Origin of the sequence: Microcoleus sp. S13C4, from assembly GCF_036700865.1 — a bacterium.
Classification (GTDB): Bacteria; Cyanobacteriota; Cyanobacteriia; order Cyanobacteriales; family Microcoleaceae; genus Microcoleus.
The window spans coordinates 57,368-82,754 of record NZ_JAUBPS010000021.1 but is presented as its reverse complement, the minus strand read 5'-3'; the positions used below and the strand labels follow the sequence as shown (position 1 = coordinate 82,754).

Here is a 25,387-nt window from a genome sequence, read left to right as displayed (position 1 = left end):
AATGTTTTGTGACATAGATAGTCATTGCTTAACGATCGACGGTAATTCGCAATTTCAGGCGTAGCGTGCCCTTGAACGCTGTGGGAGGTTGCCAGGAACTCAAGGCATTCTTGAGAGTCTCTAGGGTTTCTGTTGCTTGCAGCGTCGAGGTTTGAGGGTCGATCGCCACTTTCGCCACGCGGCCGTCTTGTACCGATAACTCCCACACCGTTTCACCGCTAACCCCCGCCGGGAGATTAACAGATTGCAAGTATTGAGTCAAAGCGGCGATCGCCCCGGCATCCAACCCTTCGGCGCTAACTACTTGAAGGCGAGAAGCCAAAGGCTTCTGGGCTGGCAACTCACCGTAACTTCGCTGCCGGGGCATAAGAGGAGCTGGACTCACTGGTGCCGAGTTGCGAGTCGAGGTAACGCTGCGAGTGCCGCCCCTAGTTTGCTCTGCTCCTCCAGACTCGAAAATACCCTCATAGCTGACACCCTGCGGCAATTCTACAGGCACTTGCACCCTACGCCGAGATCCATCGGGTTCGACTCGCACTTCTTCGCTCACAGCCACAAAAGCCGTGTATTCCGACAGCAAGCGATAAGTCAGAGCAGTATTAGTCACAGCTTCCACCAGAGATTTAGTCTCCCCACCAAACATTTGATTCATTAAATCTTTAATGCGCGATCGACCCCAAAGTTGAGCTACCGCCGGATTACCAAAATCCGTAGGGGTTGCTGCGACTGAAGTTGACTCCCGCTGCCGCCCGCCGGATTGAGCAAAATTAACAGGTAAAACTTGCTCGTAAGCTTTGCCACCTGCAAGAGTGCCGCGAATGCGAAGTTGGCCGTTAGTTCGATCGGTCTTTTTGCCAAACAAAACCAGCGGCCCACTCGCAAACAAGTCTGGAGGTGCGATCGGATAAATCTCCGGTTTTTCCCCCATTCCTTCCCAACTAATTTGAATATTAGTCAATACGGGACTATTAATTTCACGAAAAAACTTTTCTGCCGCTTCTGCCGACGGTTCATCTTGACGAATTACTTGAGACGTGCCTCTTCCCACTTCCGCCAAACGGTTGAGCAAAAACCGATTCACCGAACTGCCGACACCAAAACTATAAAGTCGATTTCCCGGTTTCAGACTCTGCTGAACTAGAGCCAGCACTTCATTTTCATTACCAATGTAACCGTCAGTAATTAGTACAATACTCCGCAGCCTTCCCGTTGCCGCCCCCGGAAAATTCATAACTGTTTGAATGCCGTTAAGCAATTCACTGCCACCGTTAGCCTGCAACTTTTCAATATAATTAATTGCTTTTTGTCGATTTTCGGGAGTATTTGCTAAAGGAGTTGTTGAAAGCGCTGTTGCAGTATTTGCAAAATCAATAATAGTAAAAGTATCGTTGGAATTCAGTCCTTGAATGAAGCGGCGCATCAACTCCTTAGATTTTGCCAGCGGTTCGCCCTGTTGAGAACCGGAAGTATCCATCAGAAACACGACATCTTTAGGTACAATTTCATTAGTTTTGTAGTTTAAAGCCGGAATCAAATAAGTAGCAAAATGACCGCCCCGCTTGTCGGATTGAGTCAAAATAGTTGCCCGAGTATTTTCGCCTGCCACTCGATAGCGCAGAATTAAATCTTTATTGGGAATTGTGTCTAAATTCGCTAATTGGACTTGTACAATATTGCCGCTGCGGTGAGTTGTAATTTGATGGGAAGTAGAGCGGACATCACCGATCGCAACTCCGGCATCTATTTCTACGGAAACAGTGATATTGTGACCAGATCGCGTTCCTGGAGGCAAAACAGGCGGGTTAATGCGATCGGCACCAGAACTATCGCCCCCGCTTAGCAAGGGGGGGTTGGGGGGGGTCAGATTTCCCGAAATATAGCGCGGCCCAACCACCATTGGGAACACAAATTCGTAATCGCCGCCGGCGAACTTGAGACTTTCCGTGTAGCGAATAGTAACTTCAATTTTTTCTCCCGGTTTGATATTAGCGAGAGACTGAGTAAAAATATTGTCGCGTTCTTGTTCCAACAAACCCGCACTCCGGCCTTGCTGTCTGGCTTTTTGGTAAATTTCCAAAGCTTCCTCGCGGAGTTTGATATCAGCTTTAATAGTTCGTGAGCCTATTTTAATTTCCATATCATCCACCGCCGCTTCGTCGGGCAAAGGAAATACATAAACAGCTTCTAAAGATTCGGGAAAAGGATTTTCAAACTTCTGAACAACTTCGACGCGGGAGATATTGCCAGCTATTTTAGCTTTAACTTCAGTCTGCTTGAGAGGAAAGACTTGTTCTCTGGCCGTATTTTGACCCTTGACGAACAAACCCCCGACAGGACAGCGAGTTTCGGGCGATCGTCCGCCATTGCAATTAACATCGTTACTAGCAAGGATTTTCGGCGACACAGACGAATAATTTTCCCCAAGAGCATTGGCCCGCGCCCCATTGGGAGCGAGCCACACGCCACACTCGATCGCCGCGAGCAATGCGATACCAGCAGAAAGCAACCGTTGAGGGGATAGAACGCAGACAAACTTCATAGCTGTTGTTTTTAGCAGACTTGAGGTGCTTTGTTTACCATGACTTTACCCTTTGCAAAACGTTCCTGAGTTAGCTTTCTGGGAAAAATGAAGAAACGGGCTGCAAAAACGAGCAGGTTTGATCGATCCTCTTCAAGGGCTTCGCCAACGGGCGATCGAGCCTAACCGGCAAGATTGTATAATTAAGTTAGACGACAGTTAAATAGCTCTAACCGAAACCCCTCAAATTCTAATAAATTGTAATAACCATGAATTTTATTAACCCCAAAACCGATTTTGCATTTAAAAAAATCTTCGGCTCTGCTGAGAGTAAGGAAATTTTGATTAGTTTCTTGAATGCCATTCTCTACGAAGCACAGCCAGTTATCGAAGATTTAGAAATTATCGACCCCTATTTGGCGCCCAAAATCAAAGGAGTAAAAGATACTTACTTGGATGTAAAAGCGAAGATTGATGGCAACAAGACGGTAATTATTGAAATGCAAGTATTGAATGTAGAGTCATTCGAGAAGCGGATTTTATACAATGCCACTAAAGCTTATTCAATGCAGCTAACCACAGGAAGCCGTTACAGCTTGTTAAACCCTGTGATTGCTCTGACGATTACAGATTTTCAAATGTTTGAGCATCTGGAAACAGTGATTTCGCGCTTTGTTTTCAAAGAAAAAAGTTTTTTAACAGACTATCTAGCTGATGAATTTGAACTTGTCTTTGTTGAGTTGCCAAAATTTGATAAGACATTACAGGAGTTAGAAACGCTGACAGATAAGTGGATATATTTTATGAAAACTGCTCAAATGTTACGGTCAGTTCCCGAAGAGTTGGGAAATGTGCCGGAACTCCGACAGGCTTTTGCAATTGCGAATGAAGCGAATCTCGCTCCTGATGAATTGGAAGATTTAGAAAGGCGAGAAATTTTTATTCAAGACCAGCGCGGTGCAATTACCAAAGCTACCAGAATTGGGAGAGAACAAGGCATCCAACAAGGCATCGAACAAGGCATCAAACAAGGAAAGTTGGAGTTAGTTGTGCGGCTGTTGGAGCGCCGTGTCGGCCCGTTGTCGCCGGAGATTCAAACTCGCATCAGTCAGTTATCCGCTGAGCAATTAGAGAATTTAGGGGAAGCCGTGTTAGAGTTGACCAGTGTGTCAGATTTGACAGCTAGGTTGCAGACATATTTTTCATAAACCGAAAATAAGCCTTGATGAAGGTTGTTTTCTCGGCGGCTCGATCGCCCTTGACTGGTATCCGCCCAAAGCGAACTGACGAACAATTAACCGTTTTGAAATTGGCCTACGAGCTCAAAACCCCTGCAAACCGCCCGATCGAGGTCGTGGACTACTCGTCGTATCCCCAGCCGTATTTGAGAAATGGTCAAACACTGCTGGACAATTTTTGATTTTAGCTCTTAGAGTTGAGTGTTACCTTCTTAAATGAGAAAGATCTAAAGTCGAAAATCCTATGAGCAAATTTGTGTTTGTGACTGGCGGCGTGGTTTCCAGCATCGGCAAGGGAATTGTCGGTGCTTCCTTGGGCCGCCTATTGAAGTCGCGAGACTATTCAGTCTCGATTTTGAAGCTAGACCCCTATATTAACGTTGACCCCGGCACTCTCAGCCCGTTTCAGCACGGAGAAGTCTTCGTGACGGAAGACGGTGCGGAAACAGACCTGGATTTGGGGCACTACGAGCGTTTTACCGATACTTCCATGTCTCGCCTCAACAGCGTCACCACGGGTTCCATTTATCAAGCGGTGATCAACAAAGAACGCCGCGGTGAGTATCAGGGGAGCACGGTGCAGGTGATTCCGCACATCACTAACGAAATTAAAGAGCGAATTCATCGGGTAGCAAAAAATACTAATCCTGATGTCGTGATTACGGAAATCGGCGGAACGGTGGGAGATATTGAATCTTTGCCGTTTTTGGAGGCAATTCGCCAGTTTCGCAAGGATGTCGGCCGGCAAAATGTTGTGTATATGCACGTCACGCTGATACCTTGGATTCCTTCGGCTGGGGAGATGAAAACTAAACCGACTCAGCATTCGGTGAAGGAATTGCGGTCGATCGGCATTCAACCAGATATTTTAGTCTGTCGGTGCGATCGCCCGCTGTCTTTGGGCATGAAACAGAAATTGTCGGAATTCTGCAACGTACCCGAAGAATGTGTCATCACCGCTCAAGATGCTAAAAGTATCTACGAAGTGCCGCTGATGATGGAACAGGAAGGTTTAGCGCAACAAACGCTCAATTTGCTGCAACTCGAACATCGCCAGCCAGATTTGCATCAGTGGCAAACTTTAGTCAACAGGCTTTACAGTCCCAATCACAAAATTGATATTGCTTTAGTTGGCAAATACGTGCGGTTGAACGATGCTTATCTTTCGGTGGTCGAAGCTTTGCGGCACGCAGCAATCTCGATCGGCTGCGACCTGAATTTGAACTGGATTAATTCAGAAGATTTAGAATCTGGAAACCTCGATAATTATCTCAAAGATATCAACGGCATTGTTGTGCCGGGAGGTTTTGGGGTTCGGGGAGTTGACGGCAAAATAGCGGCAATTCAATATGCCAAAAACCACAAAATTCCATTTTTGGGATTATGTTTGGGGATGCAGTGTGCTGTGATTGAATGGGCGCGCCACACCGCCCAACTAAAGGATGCCAACAGCGCTGAATTTGACCCGGATACATCAAATCCGGTAATTAATTTATTGCCAGAACAGCAAGATGTAGTCGATTTGGGCGGTACAATGCGACTGGGTTTGTATCCGTGCCGCGTCAACCCAGATACCCTCGCTTTCAAACTTTATCAGAAAGAAGTGATTTACGAGCGGCACCGCCATCGGTACGAATTTAACAACGCTTACCGCAATCTTTTCTTAGAATCAGGTTATGCAGTCTCCGGCACATCTCCAGACGGCCGATTGGTAGAAATGATCGAATTGCCCAACCATCCCTTTTTCATAGCCAGTCAATTTCACCCCGAATTCCAATCTCGACCTAGCACCCCCCACCCCTTGTTTCAAGGGTTTATCGAGGCGGCTAGCCTCCAGGGAAAGCAGGATGTTTTAGAAGATGAGGGTCGCGACTTGGTTGCCGAGAAAGTTGCAGCAAACTGATCTCATATCATGTGCGATCGATTAGTTCTGATATATTAGATGTCTGTAGGGGCGGGTGAGAGTACACAATATTCAAATCAGGCAGACAATCGCTCGTACTCTCACCCGCCCAACCCAACAATCGGATTTGATTCGGGTCGCACTTACCAAACATGATATCGGGCAGCATCCTCAACGAGTGAAAAACCTCACCCCCCAGCCCTAGCATAGGGGTTGGGGGGCTAGTACCCGAAGGGAGAAGGCAAAAGGCAGAAGGTAAAAATGCTGATTATTTTTAGTTAACTTTTTAGCTTGGATTTCAATGGTGATACCAGTTTCAAAAAAAAATGCAACTTTAGGCAACTTCCCAACCCCGATAGTCATCAGTCATGCCCAATCTAAAATCTAAAATCAAAAATCAAAAATGGTATGAGTTGTCAAACTATCCTAAAATACCAGGAAACACAGGTTTGAGGAGGCTTTGTGGCTTATTGGAGCAAAATTACTTATGAGAAAAGTACATACATAATTGACCTTGACACTATTAGTGCTTTTTCTAGCGAACTGGATAACAAGCGTCTCACCTTTTGGCTGCCTAATAGCAGTCAGCCGATTATCCTCAATCCCCAAGGCAATTATGAGGCTTACAAGCAAGTTCTCGATTACCTCAAAAAAACCATTGATCGCAATTCTAGAGGATCGTGGATTAAAATTAATTATGACCGCAAAGAATTTGCGATCGATATGAGTCGAATTAGCTCTTTTGCTTGCGAACAGAACGGTCGGCTAAGCTTTTGCCTGCCTGACAGCGCAACTAACATTATTATCCTCCGCCAAAGCAACCCGGAAACTTATCAAGAAATTCAGGAATACATTAAAAATACGACTGGACAATCTCTGCCATAAAAAAATTATTAGTCATTGAAGAATGAAGGGAGACTATGTTTAGTAACTCCTCACATTCATTTTATTTTTTTTCAGCTAAAGTGCTTAGGTTGCATCCTAATTTTAGATATGAGAAAAGGGCAGGAAAATGCGCTGCCTCTGTAAATTTTAACTATCGAACAAGCTGCAAAGCTAATTTGGCGGCCCCTACCATGCCTGCTTGATTGCCCAATTCAGCAACCAATAACTGCAAATCTTCGCGAGAAGTCGGCAGAACCCGCCGCTCAATTTCTTCTCGAACCTGCGGCAAGAAAAATTCCGCACCTGCACTAATTCCACCGCCGATAATAATAGCTTCAGGCGTCAAAATATAAATGAGACTTGCCAAACCGATACCCAGATAGCGCCCGTAATTTTGCCAAAATTCTAAAGCTTTGGCATCTCCCGACTTAGCTAAATTTGCTAATTCTAGAGGTTCCAAACCAGTTTCCCGGCGAATTGCTTGCACCGAAACGTACTGTTCTAAAGAACCGCGATTGCCGCTGTGGCATTCCGGGCCGTCGGGATTTATAGTAATCAATCCTAGTTCTCCGGCCGCGCCTTGATGACCTACAAATAGTTTGTCGTCTAGGATAACTGCACCGCCGACTCCTGTACCTAAAGTTATTAAAATTAGGTCTTTAAACTGCCTTCCTGCGCCCAACCAAGCTTCTCCCAATCCGGCACAGTTGGCATCATTTGCTAACATGGTCGGCAGTCCGGTTTTAGCTTCCACCCAGTCAGCTAGGGGGACGTTATGCCAGTTTTTGAGGTTAATTGCGACTCTGGCTATGCGGCCGGCGGCGTCTGCGGGGCCTGGAGTGCCGATGCCGATCGCACTTACAGCATTTTCGACCGGATTCAGTTGTAAAATAGCATCGGTCATCGCGACTAAAACTGCCTCTGGCGTTGCCGGTTGAGGAGTTGGAACAGTTAAAAATTGATGGCAAATGCCGTCTTCGCCGAATCTGCCGAGTTTAATTGCGGTTCCGCCTAAGTCAATGCCGATTACTTGTGTCATTCGATGTGGGTTTTGGAGGGAATAATTGGGGACTAATTTTAATAGTATAAACCTCTTGTATGTGCACCTAGCACACCTTACAAATTAAGTTTTTACTGAGGACTTCAGTCCTCAAACTTCTCTTTTAAATGTATGATAATTAGCCACGAAAACGCTCATTAATTATTAATAGTATCATACCGATCGCAATACCTAGCCCAAATTCTGGATACAAGCGAGTTCGCCTATTTAATTTGGCCTAACTTACGTTGCGCTACCTCTCGGTTGTGCAAAGCATCGTGATAGTCTGGTTTGAGAGCAATTGCCTGGTTATAAGATGCGATCGCCTCTTCAAATCTTCCTAAATTATACTGCTCATTACCTCGATCGCACCACGCCTCAGCATCTACATTAACTTCCGATTCTGCCTCCGCACCCTCAGCGCCTGTGCGGTTCACTTCCCCAGAAAAACCCAAACCATCCCCAACAAACACCGCCTCAATAACCCTCCCCTTTGTATCCTCCTCTTCCACCTCCGGCAGCGGAAACCGTGTCAATATCTCCCGCCCAATTTGCCTCGCAACCTCTGACAATTCCCCGCTGCCAATTCTACCTAACAATACCAGCCGCTGCGCCAACTCCTGAAGCGATGCCACCGCATCCGTAGCAGCAGTCTCATCGTGTTCGCCCTCTAACAATCTTTGGCCAAACCGTCGCAACCAAGCCGCCAATTCACCATCTTTAAGGCGTTTTGCGATTAAAAATCCAGCTACATCCCCTCGACTCCAGCCGACATTCACCCCCTCCAGGATTTCCATGAATTTCGACTCGTATTCCGCGTCAGTTAGGGCGGGGCGGATGGCGGTATTTTCCGGCGGGGAGGGTGGGGTTCGGGTTCCGAATATTCGCTGAATTAGTCGTTTGAAGAATTGCAGAATTTTGTCTAGCATTTGTGAGATTGGGAGGGTGGGGTATTTTCTATTTTATAACACTTATCAAAAATAGATTACATATTGATTGCCAGCGATATCTGTAGGGACACGGCACTGCCGTGTCCAGGATGGCGACGCACAGCAAACAATCACATCAAGTAGAATTAATCTACTTTAAAAGCGGATAATACAGTTCTCCTGTTGAGTTGATATAACCAGCCCTATCGCCCGCTAAATTCCCCGTTCCCATAAATACGTCAACTCTCCCCGCGCCTTTAATTGCACCGCCCGTATCTTGATCCAAAACGTAGCGATTTACCGCATTTTGTTCAAGTTGTCCCGCCGCAGTCGGATAAGGGAGTTTTGTACTAATTAATGCTAGTGCACCGGGGGGCATTAAAGCTTTGTCCGTGGCGATCGACCTTTCCGCAGTTACGGGCACTCCAATGCTTCCTGTGGCTGGAACTCCGTTAGTATCCCGGAAGAATACAAAGCTTTCATTTTTCGGCAAATACTTGTTCATCTCTGCGGGAAAGTTGGTGAAATATTCCTTTAGTTTCGGCAAAGTCAACTCTTCTAAAGTAAACTTTCCGTCTTTAACTAATTCTCGCCCGACTCCTGTATAACTGTGACTGGTTTTGCCTGCAAAACCGACTGTCATGACGCTACCATCTGTTAGCTGCAATCTCGCAGAACCTTGGACGTGCACGAGAAATGCTTGGAAGCGATCGCGCAACCAAACTAATTCTAATCCCCGCAGCAATCCTTTACTTGCCTGCAAAGCATCTTCGCCTTCTAATTGCAATCTTGTCGGGTGAGGTTTCGGCCAAGATGCCATGTTTGGCGGCATCCGGTATAGGGGATAACGGTATTCGGAATTAGGCGTGCGAGAGGCTGCATAAGTCGGCTCGAAATAACCGGTAAATGCTACTGTTCCTTTGCCGTCTTTGCCCGTGGATTTGTAAAATACAAACTCGCGCTTGACAGATTCCTGAAGTTGTGCGGGAGTTGTGGAACTGACAACTAATTGGCGGAATCGATCGAGGGAACGGCGGACTCGATCGCGCGTAACTCCTGCGACTGGATAGCGGCTGTAAGCAGTGGCGGCGGCCGATGTATCGAGATAGCGGAGGCTGTTGTCGATCGACCTTAACAGCAATTCCCGATCGCCCGGATTGCCATTTTCGCCCCAGATTTGAGTGTCAAAGGCGAGATGATCCGACTCGCCAGCTTGCAATTGATTTAAACTAATTGGTTGCAGTGGCGCAACTGCAACGGCGGGCACCGAAAAAGCGATCGCCAAAACGCAACAGGCGATCGCTAATAGCTGATAGCGAAAAATCTTGTTCAATTTCCAATTTTCCCTACTCAATAGATGATTTTCCTTATTCATCAAATCGCTCGACGCTAGAAGTAAATACCGGTTCTACGCGAATTGCGAGAACGCTGGTAGGCCGAACTACCATGTATTCGCCTTGAATATTTTTGATCGGGACATTAACAAATTCTGATGAATCTTGTTTGGGAACCAGAGTTTTATACCACTGTTGAAAATCTTGCAGCGTTGAAAAACGGATTTCTTCGCGGTGGCCGCCCTCAAGCAACAGGTGCACGGAATATTCACTGGGAGTTCTAGGCATAGGAGATGGAGAGAGTTGTTGGAGGACAATCTAAAATCTAAAATCTAAAATCTAAAATTGATGTGGTTGCCCTCAAGCAGCAGGTGCAAGGAATATTCGCACTTGTGTTCTAGGCATATCTGTATTTTAGATTTTTGATTTTAAGCTTTTGGAACGATTCCATATTTTACCCCTTCCTCGGCGCATTCCCTCATCTAGTAGGTTGGATTGAGGGAGAGAGGGAGAGTGGGAGAAGGGGAGAGTGCGAGAGTTGTTGGAGAAAAATCTCAATCTAAAATCTAAAATCCAAAATCTTAAATCGATTGACGGCGGCCCCCCTATGCGGCTACGCTGTGAAATTAAGGTTGCTTTGCTTGCAGAGGAGGCAGCCCACGTCGCTCAAAAATCTAGTTGCACTCCCTCCGCTGCGCTCCGCCCAAAGCTGCTACCAACAGCAATGGACAGCTAACCGCCAAACTGATTACAGCAGTCTGGAGGCTAATGGAGAATTCTAACACTCTCTGTAGCCGCCCTGCTCTGTGTTACCGTGCGGGGCGGCTGGGTTTTTGGGTTTTCCTAGAAAACCAAAAACCAGGAGACCATATTATGTCACAGGAATTCGTGCCTGACGATAACTTATCCGCGCGTCCAAATGACACCTCAGCAGTATCGGAACAGGAAGTCGTGCGGATCACGGTTGTCGGTTCCCGCGCAGCCGTGTTAGAAACCATTCACACCTTGTACCGACTGGGATTTGCCGCCGTCGGGGATTGGAGCCCGCCGCAGCGAGGTGCAAAGCCGGGACAAGTGATAAGCGTACTCATTCGCCGATCGCGCAAAGCTTAAAAATAGGCTGAAATACGCTAGGGACACGGCATTGCCGTGTCCTCCATCGCCGCGGCTACATGGCTGGATCTCGGATTGTCACATCCTCCGAGGGAGATGGCGTCCCGCCCCGCAAGCTACGGAAAATTTCATCATCCAACCCGGTTAATTCTACCCGTTCCCCACAGTCAGGACACCGCGAGTGCCTAAGTCCCTAAAATGATTAATCCGGCGGAATACAGGGATTGTGTATTTTAGAACACGATTTGACCGCAACACTTAAAATAGTCTGGATTTACCGATCGACAGCACCCTTTTCTCATCAATATTTCGGGTTAGCTGGGGGTGTCTGTCAGCCGGAGTTGCGAGGTTCTGCTTCCAAAATGCTGATAATGGTGCACAATTTCAAATTAACAACAAAACTTGCACTATTTTGAGTAAGCTTTTGGTGGAACAGCTTAGAAAGCCTGTTTCTAAGACTGATGCTGCCAAATATCAAATTAATCCTCCACCTTGTCCAATTACTAATTACGAACCTATGCCCCGTCGTCAAGACTTAAAAAAGATTCTTCTCATTGGTTCCGGCCCAATTGTTATCGGTCAAGCGTGCGAATTTGACTATTCAGGAACACAAGCTTGCAAAGCTTTGCGAGAAGAAGGTTTTGAAGTAGTGTTGGTGAATTCCAACCCGGCAACGATTATGACCGATCCGGAAACTGCCGATCGCATTTACATCGAACCTCTAACGCCGGCCATCCTCGAACAAATCATCGCTAAAGAAAGACCTCAAGCAATTTTACCGACAATGGGCGGTCAAACTGCGCTAAATTTAGCAGTTGCAGTTGCTAAAAATGGCGTTTTAGACAAGTACAACGTCGAGTTGATTGGTGCTAAGTTGCCAGCAATTGAAATGGCAGAAGATCGGCTATTATTTAAAGAAGCGATGGCGCGAATTGGGGTCGCAGTTTGCCCTTCGGGAATTGCCAACACTCTCGACGAAGCCAAAGCAATTGGTCACCAAATCGGCAGTTATCCGTTAATTATTCGTCCTGCTTTTACAATGGGCGGCACGGGAGGCGGCATTTCTTACAATCAAGAAGAGTTTGAAGAAATGGCACAAGGCGGGATTGATGCCAGTCCAGTATCGCAAATTTTGATCGAACAATCTTTGATTGGTTGGAAAGAGTACGAACTCGAAGTAATGCGGGATTTGGCAGATAATGTGGTGATTATTTGTTCGATCGAGAATCTCGACCCGATGGGCGTCCACACCGGCGATTCTATCACCGTCGCCCCGGCGCAAACTCTTACAGACAAAGAATATCAGCGCCTGCGGGATGCTTCGGTGAAAATTATTCGCGAAATCGGAGTTGAAACCGGCGGTTCCAATATTCAATTTGCCGTCAATCCTGTCAACGGAGATTTCATCGTTATTGAAATGAATCCTCGGGTTTCGCGTTCCTCCGCGTTGGCCTCGAAAGCAACTGGTTTCCCTATTGCAAAAATGGCGGCAAAATTAGCGGTAGGTTACAGCCTAGACGAAATTTCCAACGATATCACCAAGAAAACTCCGGCGTCTTTTGAGCCGACAATTGACTACGTGGTGACGAAGATTCCCCGATTTGCCTTTGAAAAGTTCCCTGGTTCCGAACCGACTTTGACAACGCAAATGAAGTCAGTTGGGGAGGTAATGGCGATCGGGCGCAGCTTCAATGAATCCTTCCAAAAAGCCCTGCGGGGATTGGAAACAGGTCGCGCAGGTTTCGGGTGCGACAAACCGGAAAAGTTACCGAGTTTGGAACAAATTCGCGCCGGATTGCGGACGCCAAATCCCGATCGCATTTTTACAGTTCGCCACGCGATGATGATGGGAATGTCGGTGGAAGATATCTTCGAGTTCACAGGAATTGATCCTTGGTTTTTGGATAAAATGCAGGAATTGCTGGAAACTGAGAAGTTCTTGAAACGAACGCGGTTGGAAGAGTTGACAAAAGAGACAATGTTTGAAGTAAAGCAGTTGGGTTTTAGCGATCGCCAAATTGCTTACGCCACCAAAACATCCGAAGATCAAGTCCGCGCTTACCGCAAACAGTTAGGCGTAATTCCGATTTACAAAACAGTCGATACTTGTGCCGCTGAATTTGAAGCGTTTACACCGTATTATTATTCCACCTACGAAGCGGGAGCGGCAATTTGGGAATTGGGCGATGAAGAAAAGAAAGTTTCGCCTGTAGGCCACAGTCTCGCGCCGGAGTCGGAAGTTTTGCCTTCTACCAAACGAAAAGTGATGATTTTAGGTGGCGGGCCGAACCGCATCGGACAGGGAATTGAGTTTGATTACTGCTGCTGTCACGCTTCCTATTCCCTAGGAGAAGACGGCTTTGAGACAATTATGGTCAACTCGAACCCGGAGACGGTTTCGACGGATTATGATACGAGCGATCGCCTGTATTTTGAACCGCTAACAAAAGAAGATGTTCTCAACATCATCGAAGCCGAAAATCCGGAGGGAATAATTATTCAGTTTGGCGGTCAAACGCCGCTGAAGTTGGCGCTTCCTTTACAAAAAGCTCTCGAAAATCACCCCGATGTACAAACAAAAATCTGGGGAACTTCCCCGGATTCTATTGATACTGCTGAAGATAGGGAGCGATTTGAAAAGATTCTGCGGGAGTTGGATATTCAGCAAGCTGCTAATGGTCTAGCGCGCAGTTTTGAGGATGCTTTAATAGTAGCTCAACGTATCGGTTATCCGGTAGTGGTGCGACCGAGTTACGTATTAGGCGGGCGAGCCATGGAAATAGTTTATTCCGATACGGAATTGGAACGTTACATGACCTATGCCGTGCTGGTAGAACCCGATCATCCGATTTTAATTGATAAGTTCTTGGAGAATGCGATCGAAGTTGATGTCGATGCGATCGCCGATGTTACTGGCAATGTGACGATCGGCGGTATTATGGAGCACATCGAGGAAGCGGGAATCCACTCCGGCGACTCTGCTTGTTCTATCCCTTACCAAACGCTTTCGGACGCAGCTTTGGCAACAATCCGTCGCTGGACTGTAGAATTAGCAAAATCCCTGAAAGTAATTGGGTTGATGAATATTCAATTTGCTGTTCAAGGGGAACAAGTTTTCATCTTGGAAGCTAATCCGCGAGCTTCTCGAACAGTGCCTTTTGTGTCAAAGGCGATCGGAGTTCCCTTAGCAAAAATGGCATCGCGAGTCATGTCTGGCAAAACTCTAGAAGCTTTGGGTTTTACTGAAGAGATTATACCCACTCATGTTTCGGTAAAAGAAGCAGTATTGCCCTTTGCTAAGTTTCCGGGAACTGATACCTTGTTAGGGCCAGAAATGCGATCGACCGGCGAAGTCATGGGAATTGACACCGATTTTGGTAAAGCCTTTGCCAAAGCTCAATTAGGTGCCGGACAAATGATGCCATTGTTGGGAACCGTGCTGGTTTCGATGCGCGAGCGGGACAAACTAGCAGTTGTACCCGTTGTCAAGGAATTCTTAGAATTGGGTTTCAAAGTAGTCGCAACTCACGGTACGCGCAAAGTTTTGCAAGAGCAAGGTTTAGAGGTAGATTTGGAATTGAAACTACACGAAGGGCGGCCGAATTTGTTGGATTCGATCAAGAATGAGAAAATTCAACTAATTATCACCACACCTTCCGGAGAAGAATCCCGGGCCGACGGAATCTTTATCCGCCGCACAGCTTTGACTTACAAAATCCCGATTATTACCACAATAGCCGGTGCCAAAGCGACAGCAGCAGGAATTCGATCGCTCAAATCCCACCCGATGGAAGTAAAAGCAATTCAAGACTATTACCCGCAAACCTAGACTGCGAAACACTCAAAGGTAGGGTGCGCGCCACCTTACCCTAAACATAGGGTGCGCGCCACCTTACCCTAAACATAGGGTGCGCGCCACCAAAACCTAATCTGCATCGGAATCCAAAACTCCGCTAGACAACATCAACCTCGGCCAAACTAACAAGAAAAAACCCATCCAAGCTAATAAAGGAATCGCGACTAAAACAGTTATCCAAACAGTTTTTAATAAAAACCAACTACCGGAAATCAGACTCGTGCCTGTCAAAAGAATCGACCAAGGCTGACACCACCAAGGTTTGTAACTCCAAGGACTAATAGCTTTTTGATTAGAAAGTTTTTTATCAGAAATAGATTTCATATTTTTAGTGATTGTTTATGGAGAATAGTCTGGCTAGCTGGATTAACCAAAGTTAAACATTCATCACCTCTTCTGCTGTCAGCGTTAATTCGGGAAAAGTCCGCGACACAATTCGTTCGCTGCCTTTAAACGCGCTTCTTTGATAGTTACCATCTGCATCCAAAAGGTAAACAAATACAGTTGGAACTTTGGGATTTCCCAGAAATTCCCTGCTGCCAATTGCTAAATAATCGACAATCCAATACTCAGGAATTCCGAGACGCCGATATTCGTCTAATTTGTCTATATAATCGTCCTCCCAATTTGTTGATGTTACTTCCACTGCCAGTTGAATTGGTTCTCGTAAGGCAGCATAAGCAGAACGGTTCGATCGCCACAAGTCGCGATCGATTACGCTGACATCCGGTCTCCGCCCTTGTTCGATGCCGGCTTTACTTACAGTTCTGATAACTGGCGTGAGCCTGACAACATAATTTAAGTTTAGCCGTTTAATTTCATCTTTAAATGAGTCAGATGTAAAATCAGCAACATCATCATGATTTCTTGTGGCATTCATCTCTACAATTTCTCCATTTACCAGTTCATAGAGTCCATCTTCTGGGCATTCTACAAGGAATTGGTCAAAGGTTAATTTTTGCGTGACTGTTGCAATCATAAGATTTATCCTTATTTTGCAGTAATACTATTAGTCTATATTACCACAGGCAGGAATGAATTTGTTTTTTTGACGGCCGAAATCAAAAGACATCCAATTCTTAAATCTAAAATCTACAATTAAAAATCTCAAATCGATTCAGGTAAATGGTAAAATACGATCGCCAGCGGGCAGATTGAGTTAAATATGTCACCTACTTGCTAGGGTAGAAAGTAACAAACCTAGAAATCGAGCCACTCCCAGGTCAACCCCGAACCATGAGATTAGACGAAGCCGTAGAATTTGCCGAAAACCCAGAGCCGCGCTGTCCCTGCGTCCTCCTGCTGGACACCTCCGGCTCCATGCAAGGCGCACCCATAGATGCCTTGAATGAGGGGCTGGAAATTTTTAGGAATGACCTAATTAAAGACGAACTAGCTAAAAAGCGAGTCGAAGTCGCGATTATTTCATTTGACAATCATATCAAAGTCGTGCAAGACTTCGTGACCGCCGACCAGTTCGAGACGCCACTGCTGACAGCTCAAGGACAAACCCACATGGGCGCAGGCATTCAGCTAGCACTAGATACCATTGCGGCCCGCAAATCAGAATACCGCAACAACGGCATTACCTACTACCGCCCGTGGGTATTTATGATTACCGACGGCGAACCTCAAGGCGAATCAGACGATGTTGTGGAAATAGCAGCACAGCGGATTAAAGAGGAAGAAACTAATAAGCGCGTGGCATTTTTTGCAGTCGGAGTGGAAGGTGCTAATATCCCCCGTCTCGCTCAAATTGTCGAGCGCACGCCTGTAAAATTGAGAGGATTAGACTTTAGAGAGATGTTCATCTGGCTGTCGGCTAGTATGCAGAGAGTTTCTCACTCAAAAATTGACGAACAAGTAGCACTGCCGCCACCCGGATGGGGAACAGTTTAGTAATTAGTCCCTAGTCCTTAGTCATTGGTCATTAGTAAGTGACGAGCGGTAATGTGTGGTGTACACCGCCCTACCTAATTAGTAAGGTGTGGTGTGCATTGCCCTACATAATTAGGGATAAATAAACCCGCCCTGACTTTGCATAGTTGTGAATTTACGAAGTTTTGAATTAAAGAGTTATTAATGCAGAATTCATCCTTTAATTGGCAAGTTGTAGCGGCATCGGTAATAGGTACGAGCCACGAAAAACGATCGCAGCCCTGTCAAGATGCCCACTGCTGGCGTCTCTTGCCGAACGGTGTTTTGGTAGCCGCAGTTGCCGACGGCGCGGGTTCGGCAGCACTTGCAGAAGTTGGGGCGAAAATTGCTGTGGAAGCGGTTGTCGAAACGATTTGCGGGCAACAGGAAAGGCTGCCTCAAAATGACGATGAATGGCAGGTATTCTTGACAGCATCACTGCACGTTGCGCGGGCGCAGGTGGAAGCAGAAGCGACTGTGCGGGAAGTGGCTGCCAGAGATTTAGCCTGCACTTTAATTGCTGTTGTTGCTACACCAGAATTAATCGCAGTTGCTCAAATCGGTGACGGTGCAGCGGTAGCAGGTGACAGTGCAGGAAATGCGATCGCCCTGACTGTACCTCCCTGCGGCGAATACATCAACGAAACTATCTTTTTGATTTCGCCGAATGCAATTGAAACAGCGCAATTTCAGGTACTACGGGAAAAACTGCCGCACTTAGCCGTTTTTTCCGACGGCTTGCAAATGCTAGCTCTCAAAATCCCAGAAGGCACGCCACACGGGCCATTTTTTGCGCCTTTGTTTCGGTTTTCTGGCGAGTGGAAAGAAGAAGAAGATGCGAAACAGCAATTAGAGTCATTTTTGCGATCGCCCCGCGTTTCCGAACGCACCGATGATGACTTAACATTATTGTTAGCAACTTTTGCGAGTTCAGAGGCACAGGAGAATTAAAAATAGACATTTTGGCAAAGCCAACACCCCTCTGCGTGAATTGGCGTTGATCTGCGGTTAAAAATTTCCGATTCTGAATTTTGCAACAAGTCTAATGCGTTCAACCTAATGAGCGGTGAAAATTTGGCGCGGTTCTATAATAAAATCGAGGTGTCAACAATTCTGCTTTAGTTTGTACAGTAGGTCGTCATTTGCAAGCACAAGAGATTAAGGATCAGCTCAACTCCCTAATTAGCGACGCAGATCTAATAGATCCGAGTTTGGCGAGAAGATTGGATGAAATCAATCGCTGGGTAAAAGATGTTAAACCCGGTTCGCTAACTGCTAAGAAATTTGTGATGGCTTTTTTGCTGCAGCTTATCCGAGATTCTCAGGTTTGGCTGGCCGTTAAATCTCTACCTTCAGAAAGACAACAGCAAGCCGCGTTTGAGTTAATGACGCCGGGGGAAAGGTATTGGTACAGCTATCTATTTCCTAAATGGCTGAGCGAAACCGATCGCAAATTTTACATCTGGAAACAAAAACTCAAAGCCGGTAAATTTGATCCGGCTGACGATCTCGTCATTCGAGCGATCGCAGCCCGAATTGTCGATCGCCAAGGCACTGTTTTGTATCGATATGTTGCCGATCTTTCTATGGCAACCGATTCGATCGTTAGCAACCGCCAACAGCAGCCCCTCTGCATTCAAGTGACTACTCTTTCCGATGAATTCTCTGAACAAAAATATCAAAATTGGCAACAAACTCTTCAAGGTTGGGGGATTGACAGAGGATTATTTTTAAGTTATGATATAAACGATGAAAATTTCCTGAACCAGTTAGTTAACATAGCATTATATAATAGCGATAATTTGCCCGCAGGTCGTTACCTCAAGTTCCCGTAAATAAAGCAGATCTGCTGCTGAGAATAGTTCGACTGCTCCAAACTCCGTGAAAAAAATTTGACTAACTCACATATTGCACAATTCTCGACAATGCCAAAACCCTAACCCCCAGCCAGCTTCCCGGAAAAGGGAAAACAGGCCCAGATTCTTTCTCTCCTTTTCTGTTTGTGGGAGGGGTCTGCCAGACGGCGGCAACAGGTGCTTGATACGAAGGCTAAGTAACGGGAATATCTACCGCAGCAATCCATCTTGTGAAATAACTAGCAACTCAGCCCCAAGTGAATTGAGATTTGATCTAATCGCGGTGAAATTGTTGGAAATAAAATCAAATTAAATCAAAATCAAATACTATGACTGTACAAGGTACGAACACAGTTGAAAATAACTTGCAGAAAGTCTGGGAAGAATTGGAAGCTGCCAGAAAAATGCAGGATGACTGGATGAATTACGGCTTAGATTTTGTGGATTTGTATGTTGAAGATGCTGGCGGTGATTGGTTGGAAAAGTGGGGAAAATGTGAAGAAGAATTACAGCTCATCAAAATTAAGAAGGTAGATATTGAAGCAGTCAAAGCAGCGATCGATCTTCCCAGCTTTCAGCAGACCAAACTGCTGGAAATAGCCTTGAATTGCCGTTACAATACCAGCTATTACTTTGATCGCCCGGAGGAGTCTCCCGCTTGGCAAGAAGTTAAGTACAAACGGCTGTCACTCCTAGGCGGAGCGATTTTCGGTGCTGTTGTTACCGATTACCTGTACCGCGAATATCCAGAACTCGATTCAGATGCGATCTCAACCTTAAAAGCTCGTTTAGCAGATCCGAAAAAACTGGCGGATTTTGCACAAAATTTGAAATTAAACGAACTTAATTGGCGCGTATGGCATGGGACAGAAACAGACCAAAGCGAGTACAAGAGAGTTTTTTCGGAGACTTTTGAAGCTTTGTTTGGCGCGATTTACTTGGAGTTTGATCGGGATTTTTTCCGTGGGGGAAACTGGCTGATTCAGCACTTGATTGGCCCAAATATTAGCCAGCATCCCGATCTAACTCAACGGCGACAAGTTGCGCTAGAAAACGAGGTAAAACGGCGGGAAATCCTGGGTGCGGATATTCTAAATGCGATCGCGATCGACTATTTGTACAACCGCTTTCCCGAACGCAACGCCAGCCAGATAATTCGCTGGAAAAATATGTTAGTGGCTAAAGAGATTTTTCCCAAAGACTTTAAGGCAAAATTAGGCAGCCATTACCTAGAGTTGGAGAGCAATTTCTCGCGTACCCGCGACTGGTTGGTAGATAACTTTATCAAAAGCGCAGTTGACGAACTGCTAGAGGAAAGCGACACTCAACCAGAATATCTGATTGACAGTGCGAACCCGGAATCGCTGCCAGAATTGGTCAGCCGAATTACAGACAAAAAGTGGAAAAATGAATTTGTGAGAGTGGTCAGCATTTTGCAACCTGCTGACGAACTTTTGCTGCTGATGCAACAAAAACTTGACAGTATGGCCGCTAAAGATGAAACTTTGCAGCAGTTGCTAATCTGGGCAAATCACAAGTCTCAGTTAGTGCAAAGAAATTTCCAACCTGCGGAAATTCGAGCTTTTTATGTGGCATTAGTTTGCGTGCTCGATTTGGCTTTGACTCGCGTCCTCGATCCGAGTCTGAAGTTTGATAGATCCAAAGTTCGGAAGTTGCGGAATTGTTTGGCAAAGGCTCGAAAAAATGTAGAACTTGCAGAGGTTAACGAGTCTCTGAAATTGGCTTTTGATAATGATGTGGTGGATATCTTGGTTGGCATTTTGGCGCTGGATATTGAACCAGAACTTAAACAACTGCTGGCACAATTTCACACTCAGATGCCTGATTTGCAAAACTGGAAAAAGTGGCGCAAAGAGTTCGGTCGCTGTTGGCTGGCAAAATTCAAAACTGCGATCGGCTACAATCGAGACTTTCGCCCCCAACAGAAAACTTTGCTGAAACAGTATTGGTATGCCCAAAACTTGCTGGTGGAATGCCTCAACAGCGATAATTGTCAGGTGACACCGGCCGTCAGACAAAAAATTGAGGATAAAATGTTGTTATTGTCGGTGGATTTGAAGCTGGTTCACATTTAATTTTGATAGCGCGGACGGGCGGGACGCCCATCCCACCAAGGGACGGACGGGCGGGACGCCCATCCCACCAATGGAAACAGGGCTTACCCACTCCCACCCAAGAAACTGGGTTTTTTACCGAATCTGCGGGCTGCAACGCATCTTTTGGTGAAAAACCCGGCTTCTACTCAGCGGTGCCTAAGTCATAACAAAGGTAAGATTTAATGGGCAAGTCAAATTTATTGAGTGATGGCTTCCAAATCCTGTATCCCATAACGGAATTCTATGCAGTTGCAGCGCCAATTTAGCGGACAACTGATTGCGATCGACACCAAAACCGCGATCGCCAGTGGCGGTGAAGGTCGCATCTACCCGATCGCCCAAGACTCGTCCCTTGTAGCAAAAATCTACCACAAACCGACAGACGAAGACGGCGACAAACTCACAGTCATGTTCAGTATGCCGCCGGATGCGCCGATCGCGGAACCCGGGCACGCTTCCATTGCTTGGCCGATCGATTTGCTGCATACTGTCGGCGGGCGAGAAAAAATCGTTGGTTTTGTGATGCCGCGCGTCAACAAAGTGATGCCGGTACACACTTTCTACACTCCCAAAACCAGGCGCGAACAAAAACCGCTATTTAGCTATCTTTACCTCCACCGTACCGCCAGAAACCTCGCCTCGTCTGTAAACGCCCTCCACGTCAGGGGTTACGTCATCGGCGACGTAAACGAGTCGAACATTCTCGTGACGGATACGGCGTTGGTAACGTTGGTAGACACGGATTCGTTTCAAGTGCGCGATCCTTATACGGGTTACGTTTATCGGTGTCCCGTCGGGAAACCCGAGTTTACGCCGCCGGAGTTGCAGGGACAGACTTTCCGCGATATCGATCGATCTCCAGAGCACGATTTGTTCGGTTTAGCTGTATTAATTTTTCAATTGCTGATGGAAGGTACGCACCCGTTTTCGGGAGTTTATCTCGGTAGCGATGAACCGCCGCCTTTGGAAGCGAGAATTCGATCGGGCCATTTCCCTACAGGTACGAAGCGGATTCCCTACCGCCCAATGCCGGCTGCGCCTCCTTTTGAGATGCTGCATCCGCGACTGCGGCAGATGTTTATCCGCTGTTTTGAGGAAGGGCACGGCAATCCTTCGGCGCGCCCGGATGCGAAAACTTGGGTGAATGCGATTCGGGAAGCCGAAGATGCTTTGGTAACTTGCAGCAAAAACAGTCAGCATAAATACGGAAATCATCTGAGTCGGTGCCCTTGGTGCGATCGGGCAAAACTCCTCAAAGGGCGCGATCCGTTTCCTTCGCGGCAAGCAGTCAGCAACGGATTGCACTTGCAGCCCGCGAAAATCAAGCGTAAAAAGCCTCAACCACCGCCTGTCGTGAGGGAGCAGGCAGTGCGTAGACAACAGCCCGCCACGGGGCTGCCGCGCCCAATCGGCCAGTACGCAGTGCCGTTGCTGCCGATGCCCATGTCTTCTCGGAGTCGAACTCCTGCGCCTCGGGTTCCCGTGGGCAAGTTTGAGCGCATTGTTCAGGATGCTGCTTGGGGAGGTGTTTGGGGTAGTTTGTGTTTGGCGGCGATCGGGGGAATTTATTCGGTAATAGCTGAGGGTGGCAGTGCTATTTTGGGGGCGATGTTTGTTGGTACGATTTGGGGCTGTTTTTTTGGGGTGATGTGGGGGGTTTTTACTTTGCCGCCGAATCAGATTTGGCGGAAGTGGGGCGGAGTTTTGGTGGGGGCGTGTTGGGGGGCTTTTTTGTTGGCGGCGATCGGCGGTGCGGTGTTTGGCGCAATTAATAGCACTCCGGGGATCGGGGAGAGGATTTTGGCAGGGGCGGGGGTTGGTGCTCTCTGGGGCTGTGTTTGGGCAACTTTTCAGCCTCCTCTGGCGCTGCCGGTGGGGAGGGTGTGGGGCCGGCGGGGAGGGTATTTGGGGGCGGTCTGGGGCTCGTTTGTGGGGACTCTGGCTGGTGTTTTGTTGGGGGCTGGGTTGGTGGTTTGGCAGCAATACGGTGTCCAGATGCAGCCGATGGATAAGTTTGCGCGTTTGCTGCTGGGTGTGGCGATCTTCGCGGCTGGTGTGGGTTCTTTTGGAGGTGTGGTTTCTGGGGGTTTGTTGGGTTTTTGCGGGTTTTCGCCGAAGTTGCCGATTTCGTTTCAGCCTTCGGGCTTGAAGGGTGGGACTTTGGGGGCGATTTGGGGCAGTTTTTTGGGGACTTTTGCGGGTGCTGTGTTGGGGGCGTTGGTGTCTGCGATGTTTCCGGCTGTTAGCGCTGGGGTGCCGGTGGAGTTGGGGCCTGTGGCGGGGGCGATCGTGGGGGCTGGTTTGGGGGCGATTTGGGGGGTGGTTTCGGGTACTGTTTGGGGGGCCTTGGGGAAGTGGTGAAGGAAGAAGCAACGATGTAAATGTGCAACCGCAGATATTTCTCTACAACCTATTAGCCAAGCGCCTGAACAAAGCTTGCGAGTTCCAGGGTTTGACGTTTCGGGGCCGCACATCGCTCGGAACCTCTACTTGAATTTAACTTAGTCTTAACTTAAACTTAACCTGAATTCCCTAGTAAATCTAGCGACTAACCGGAGTTACATTAAGTCAGCCTGCCACGCCTGGGAATGCGTGCGCGTGAAGAGCGAGTTCTAGTAGGAGTACAGGCAATGAGTTCTATCTTTTTCAGCCCCAACGATTGGCAAACAGTGACCTTTAGGCTGACGGCGGCACTACTGGTAGGCTTCGCGATCGGCATGAACCGCCAGCAGCCAGGTAGACCAGCAGGTTTAAGAACCTTTATGATTGTGAGTCTAGGCGCAGCTATATTTGTAATGATTCCTTTGCAGATGGAGGGCGACAGCACCTTTTCCTCTTCCAATGCTTTGAGCCGAACTATCCAAGGAGTTGCCACAGGGGTAGGCTTTCTGGGGGGCGGAATCATTCTGCAACAAACTCAATACCCACGGGGTAAAGCTGAAGTCAAAGGATTAACTTCCGCCGCAACTATTTGGTTGGCTGCCGGATTAGGTGCAGCGGCAGGTTGCGGTTTGTGGGTGATGAGTTTGATAGGAACGCTTTTTGCACTCTTGGTTTTGAGTGGCGTTAAACGGCTTAAGAAGTCTGCCTTAATTCGTGCTTATGCTAACAGCCAACCAAAAACACGAGTCAAAGATGCAGCCTCAGTGCCCGATCGGCAGCCAGAATAACTGAGCTTCCCTTTCAACAAGTACAAGATATACTCAGCACGGCAAAACACAATCCTGAGTAGCTGAGTAGCATTTGTGGTTAATTGGTCTGGCTTGAAGCTCCGAAAGTTTTAGGTTAAAAGAGAAGCCAAATTTTGTTTATGGGTGATAGGAGCCTGAGTAAGTAAGTCCGATATTGCTGTCTTAAACCCCGAAAAATCGGAGTAATACTTATAATATAAACACTTCTTTTTGACATACTATTTGAACTAGGTTTCCAGCCAGAATTGCGCTATCCAACAAATCCCGATAAAAGATAATTTGATTTGTACGCTTTTCTCAAGCCGATTTTTACTTGAGATGACAATGACAATTCGGCTTTTCAATCAAAGACTCAACCAAAGCATTCAAAGCAACCGCCGCCAACAACCCGCCACCAAAAGTCCCCACAGTCGTAATAAAAGCAACGCCCGATCGCACTAACCGCCGTTTCGCCACCGGAGAATGACTAAAACCGATCGGCATTCCAACTACCAAAGCCGGTTGCAGTTGCCGATTCTCGATCGCCTCGCAAACCGCCATCAGCACAGAAGGCGCATATCCTATCACCAATATACATCCCTTTTCCAACTTCAACAACTTTTCAAACCACTCACCCTGCCGCCAGAATTCCTGTTCCGCTTCCGCCGCAGCATTGATGTGCGGGTCATCAATTAAAGTTGCAATACTTGTTCCCAAATGCGCCAATCTAGTTCGATCTAAAGCCGCAAAAACAGGAGGCACATCAGCCACAATTTGACACTGATTTTTCAAAGCTTCCCGCGCCGATTTAATCGCCGTTGCGCTCAACTTCACAAACGGCAGCAGCGAACAATCTCCGCAAGCTAACACCAGTTTAGAAAGCAAGTCTACCTCAATTTCCGAGCGATCGCCCAAATCCGGCAACAAATGCTGCAACGACTCCCCAAAATCCTCCGGGTGAGTGTGCGCCCCCGCATCCCAACCCTCCCAAAGTTGTTCCAACTCATCCAACCCCCCCTCAGTTTCCGCCTGCAACAGCCTTAATTGCGCCAGTGCGTCGGCTTGCACCGCTTGACAGGAAATATCCCGCCCCAGCAATCCTTCCAGCGCCGAAGCCGTTTCTCGGAGGCGAACAATTTGCTGAATAACCGACAGATATTGCCGTTGCAGAGTCGCCATCAGCGCGTCAGGGGAAGCATCCGCGTCAGTTTCTAAGAGTTTGCGGATGTGAGACAGTTGAAAGCCTTGCTGCTTGAGTGCGACTATTCTTTGCAGCCTTTGCACATCGCTGCGGGTGTACAGTCTGTAGTTAGAGGTCGATCGCACCGCCGGAGATAGCAGCCCCAAAGCGTGATAATGTCGCACCATCCGAGGGGTAATTGTGCCTTTTACCGCTTCTGTAAGTTGTTTGATTGTCAGGTATTCTTGCATTGGATTTTTTAACCGCAGATATGGGCGGATAAACGCGGATGGACGCAGATGGGTATGGAGGGTTATTGAGTTTTGTAATTT

The 25,387-nt window shown here is 47.2% G+C and carries 20 protein-coding genes; 12 read left to right on the top strand and 8 right to left on the bottom strand.

Features of this window, described 5'->3' with window-relative positions; all coding sequences use genetic code 11:
- Nucleotides 1-28: 28 nt before the first annotated feature.
- Entirely contained in the window at nt 29-2,539 is a 2,511-nt protein-coding gene (locus QT996_RS11645) for a VIT domain-containing protein (RefSeq protein WP_333046703.1), read from the bottom strand.
- A 248-nt stretch (nt 2,540-2,787) separates the two neighbouring features.
- Between QT996_RS11645 and QT996_RS11640 the strand changes: the two genes are divergently transcribed.
- The 4 genes from QT996_RS11640 (at nt 2,788) to QT996_RS11625 (ending at nt 6,544) form a co-directional block, all read left to right on the top strand.
- A complete protein-coding gene (locus QT996_RS11640) occupies nt 2,788-3,726 on the top strand; it encodes an Rpn family recombination-promoting nuclease/putative transposase (RefSeq protein WP_333046702.1) in 939 nt (312 codons plus the stop codon).
- A gap of 17 nt (nt 3,727-3,743) precedes the next feature.
- Nucleotides 3,744-3,938, top strand: coding sequence for a hypothetical protein (locus tag QT996_RS11635; protein WP_333046700.1), 195 nt, complete (start codon nt 3,744-3,746; stop codon nt 3,936-3,938).
- 62 nt (nt 3,939-4,000) lie between these two features.
- The gene (locus QT996_RS11630) at nt 4,001-5,659 is read left to right on the top strand and encodes a CTP synthase (RefSeq protein WP_333046699.1); all 1,659 of its coding nucleotides are present in this window, start codon (nt 4,001-4,003) and stop codon (nt 5,657-5,659) included.
- 462 nt (nt 5,660-6,121) lie between these two features.
- Entirely contained in the window at nt 6,122-6,544 is a 423-nt protein-coding gene (locus tag QT996_RS11625) for a hypothetical protein (RefSeq protein ID WP_333046697.1), read from the top strand.
- A 151-nt stretch (nt 6,545-6,695) separates the two neighbouring features.
- On the opposite strand, the gene QT996_RS11620 is transcribed toward QT996_RS11625, so the two are convergent.
- From QT996_RS11620 to QT996_RS11605, 4 genes are all read right to left on the bottom strand, one after another.
- Nucleotides 6,696-7,583: an ROK family protein gene (locus QT996_RS11620; RefSeq protein ID WP_333046696.1), complete on the bottom strand. Its 888-nt coding sequence runs from the start codon at nt 7,581-7,583 to the stop codon at nt 6,696-6,698.
- Between the two features lie 224 nt (nt 7,584-7,807).
- On the bottom strand, nt 7,808-8,512 hold the full coding sequence (locus QT996_RS11615; RefSeq protein ID WP_333046695.1) for a tetratricopeptide repeat protein: 705 nt from the start codon (nt 8,510-8,512) through the stop codon (nt 7,808-7,810).
- 151 nt (nt 8,513-8,663) lie between these two features.
- The gene (gene mltA / locus QT996_RS11610; RefSeq protein WP_445304561.1) at nt 8,664-9,845 is read right to left on the bottom strand and encodes a murein transglycosylase A; all 1,182 of its coding nucleotides are present in this window, start codon (nt 9,843-9,845) and stop codon (nt 8,664-8,666) included.
- 34 nt (nt 9,846-9,879) lie between these two features.
- The gene (locus QT996_RS11605; RefSeq protein ID WP_333046692.1) at nt 9,880-10,134 is read right to left on the bottom strand and encodes a hypothetical protein; all 255 of its coding nucleotides are present in this window, start codon (nt 10,132-10,134) and stop codon (nt 9,880-9,882) included.
- Nucleotides 10,135-10,719: 585 nt separating this feature from the next.
- Here QT996_RS11605 and QT996_RS11600 point away from each other — a divergent pair.
- Together QT996_RS11600 and carB are read left to right on the top strand one after the other, a co-directional pair.
- Nucleotides 10,720-10,959, top strand: a complete 240-nt coding sequence (locus QT996_RS11600) for a hypothetical protein (protein ID WP_333046690.1) — start codon at nt 10,720-10,722, stop codon at nt 10,957-10,959.
- A 517-nt stretch (nt 10,960-11,476) separates the two neighbouring features.
- Nucleotides 11,477-14,788, top strand: coding sequence for a carbamoyl-phosphate synthase large subunit (carB, locus tag QT996_RS11595; protein ID WP_333046713.1), 3,312 nt, complete (start codon nt 11,477-11,479; stop codon nt 14,786-14,788).
- A gap of 96 nt (nt 14,789-14,884) precedes the next feature.
- Here the strand turns inward: carB and QT996_RS11590 are convergent, their stop codons facing one another.
- Together QT996_RS11590 and QT996_RS11585 are read right to left on the bottom strand one after the other, a co-directional pair.
- Complete coding sequence (locus QT996_RS11590; protein ID WP_333046688.1) at nt 14,885-15,139, bottom strand: DUF6737 family protein; 255 nt, start codon at nt 15,137-15,139, stop codon at nt 14,885-14,887.
- Nucleotides 15,140-15,191: 52 nt separating this feature from the next.
- On the bottom strand, nt 15,192-15,794 hold the full coding sequence (locus QT996_RS11585; RefSeq protein ID WP_333046686.1) for a Uma2 family endonuclease: 603 nt from the start codon (nt 15,792-15,794) through the stop codon (nt 15,192-15,194).
- Between the two features lie 257 nt (nt 15,795-16,051).
- Here QT996_RS11585 and QT996_RS11580 point away from each other — a divergent pair, with 257 nt between their 5' ends.
- The 6 genes from QT996_RS11580 (at nt 16,052) to QT996_RS11555 (ending at nt 23,875) form a co-directional block, all read left to right on the top strand.
- Entirely contained in the window at nt 16,052-16,714 is a 663-nt protein-coding gene (locus tag QT996_RS11580) for a VWA domain-containing protein (RefSeq protein WP_333046685.1), read from the top strand.
- Nucleotides 16,715-16,897: 183 nt separating this feature from the next.
- Nucleotides 16,898-17,683, top strand: a complete 786-nt coding sequence (locus tag QT996_RS11575; RefSeq protein WP_333046683.1) for a PP2C family serine/threonine-protein phosphatase — start codon at nt 16,898-16,900, stop codon at nt 17,681-17,683.
- A gap of 191 nt (nt 17,684-17,874) precedes the next feature.
- On the top strand, nt 17,875-18,567 hold the full coding sequence (locus QT996_RS11570; protein ID WP_333046682.1) for a hypothetical protein: 693 nt from the start codon (nt 17,875-17,877) through the stop codon (nt 18,565-18,567).
- 350 nt (nt 18,568-18,917) lie between these two features.
- Nucleotides 18,918-20,684 carry an NACHT C-terminal helical domain 2-containing protein gene (locus tag QT996_RS11565; protein ID WP_333046680.1) on the top strand — a complete coding sequence of 589 codons (1,767 nt, stop codon included), beginning with the start codon at nt 18,918-18,920 and terminating at the stop codon, nt 20,682-20,684.
- Between the two features lie 264 nt (nt 20,685-20,948).
- Nucleotides 20,949-23,066, top strand: a complete 2,118-nt coding sequence (locus tag QT996_RS11560) for a DNA-binding protein (protein WP_333046679.1) — start codon at nt 20,949-20,951, stop codon at nt 23,064-23,066.
- Between the two features lie 227 nt (nt 23,067-23,293).
- Nucleotides 23,294-23,875 carry an MgtC/SapB family protein gene (locus tag QT996_RS11555; protein WP_333046677.1) on the top strand — a complete coding sequence of 194 codons (582 nt, stop codon included), beginning with the start codon at nt 23,294-23,296 and terminating at the stop codon, nt 23,873-23,875.
- Nucleotides 23,876-24,205: 330 nt separating this feature from the next.
- On the opposite strand, the gene QT996_RS11550 is transcribed toward QT996_RS11555, so the two are convergent.
- Nucleotides 24,206-25,306 (bottom strand): precorrin-8X methylmutase, encoded by a 1,101-nt coding sequence (locus tag QT996_RS11550; protein ID WP_333046675.1) that lies wholly within the window; start codon nt 25,304-25,306, stop codon nt 24,206-24,208.
- Between the last annotated feature and the right edge of the window lie 81 nt (nt 25,307-25,387).

Bases quoted from the DNA above. Each gene is read 5' to 3' on its own strand.
- QT996_RS11645 (WP_333046703.1), bottom strand. From the start codon at position 2,539: ATGAAGTTTGTCTGCGTTCTATCCCCTCAACGGTTGCTTTCTGCTGGT.
- QT996_RS11640 (WP_333046702.1), top strand. From the start codon at position 2,788: ATGAATTTTATTAACCCCAAAACCGATTTTGCATTTAAAAAAATCTTC.
- QT996_RS11635 (WP_333046700.1), top strand. From the start codon at position 3,744: ATGAAGGTTGTTTTCTCGGCGGCTCGATCGCCCTTGACTGGTATCCGC.
- QT996_RS11630 (WP_333046699.1), top strand. From the start codon at position 4,001: ATGAGCAAATTTGTGTTTGTGACTGGCGGCGTGGTTTCCAGCATCGGC.
- QT996_RS11620 (WP_333046696.1), bottom strand. From the start codon at position 7,583: ATGACACAAGTAATCGGCATTGACTTAGGCGGAACCGCAATTAAACTC.
- QT996_RS11615 (WP_333046695.1), bottom strand. From the start codon at position 8,512: ATGCTAGACAAAATTCTGCAATTCTTCAAACGACTAATTCAGCGAATA.
- QT996_RS11605 (WP_333046692.1), bottom strand. From the start codon at position 10,134: ATGCCTAGAACTCCCAGTGAATATTCCGTGCACCTGTTGCTTGAGGGC.
- QT996_RS11600 (WP_333046690.1), top strand. From the start codon at position 10,720: ATGTCACAGGAATTCGTGCCTGACGATAACTTATCCGCGCGTCCAAAT.
- carB (WP_333046713.1), top strand. From the start codon at position 11,477: ATGCCCCGTCGTCAAGACTTAAAAAAGATTCTTCTCATTGGTTCCGGC.
- QT996_RS11590 (WP_333046688.1), bottom strand. From the start codon at position 15,139: ATGAAATCTATTTCTGATAAAAAACTTTCTAATCAAAAAGCTATTAGT.
- QT996_RS11585 (WP_333046686.1), bottom strand. From the start codon at position 15,794: ATGATTGCAACAGTCACGCAAAAATTAACCTTTGACCAATTCCTTGTA.
- QT996_RS11580 (WP_333046685.1), top strand. From the start codon at position 16,052: ATGAGATTAGACGAAGCCGTAGAATTTGCCGAAAACCCAGAGCCGCGC.
- QT996_RS11575 (WP_333046683.1), top strand. From the start codon at position 16,898: ATGCAGAATTCATCCTTTAATTGGCAAGTTGTAGCGGCATCGGTAATA.
- QT996_RS11565 (WP_333046680.1), top strand. From the start codon at position 18,918: ATGACTGTACAAGGTACGAACACAGTTGAAAATAACTTGCAGAAAGTC.
- QT996_RS11560 (WP_333046679.1), top strand. From the start codon at position 20,949: ATGCAGTTGCAGCGCCAATTTAGCGGACAACTGATTGCGATCGACACC.
- QT996_RS11555 (WP_333046677.1), top strand. From the start codon at position 23,294: ATGCGTGCGCGTGAAGAGCGAGTTCTAGTAGGAGTACAGGCAATGAGT.
- QT996_RS11550 (WP_333046675.1), bottom strand. From the start codon at position 25,306: ATGCAAGAATACCTGACAATCAAACAACTTACAGAAGCGGTAAAAGGC.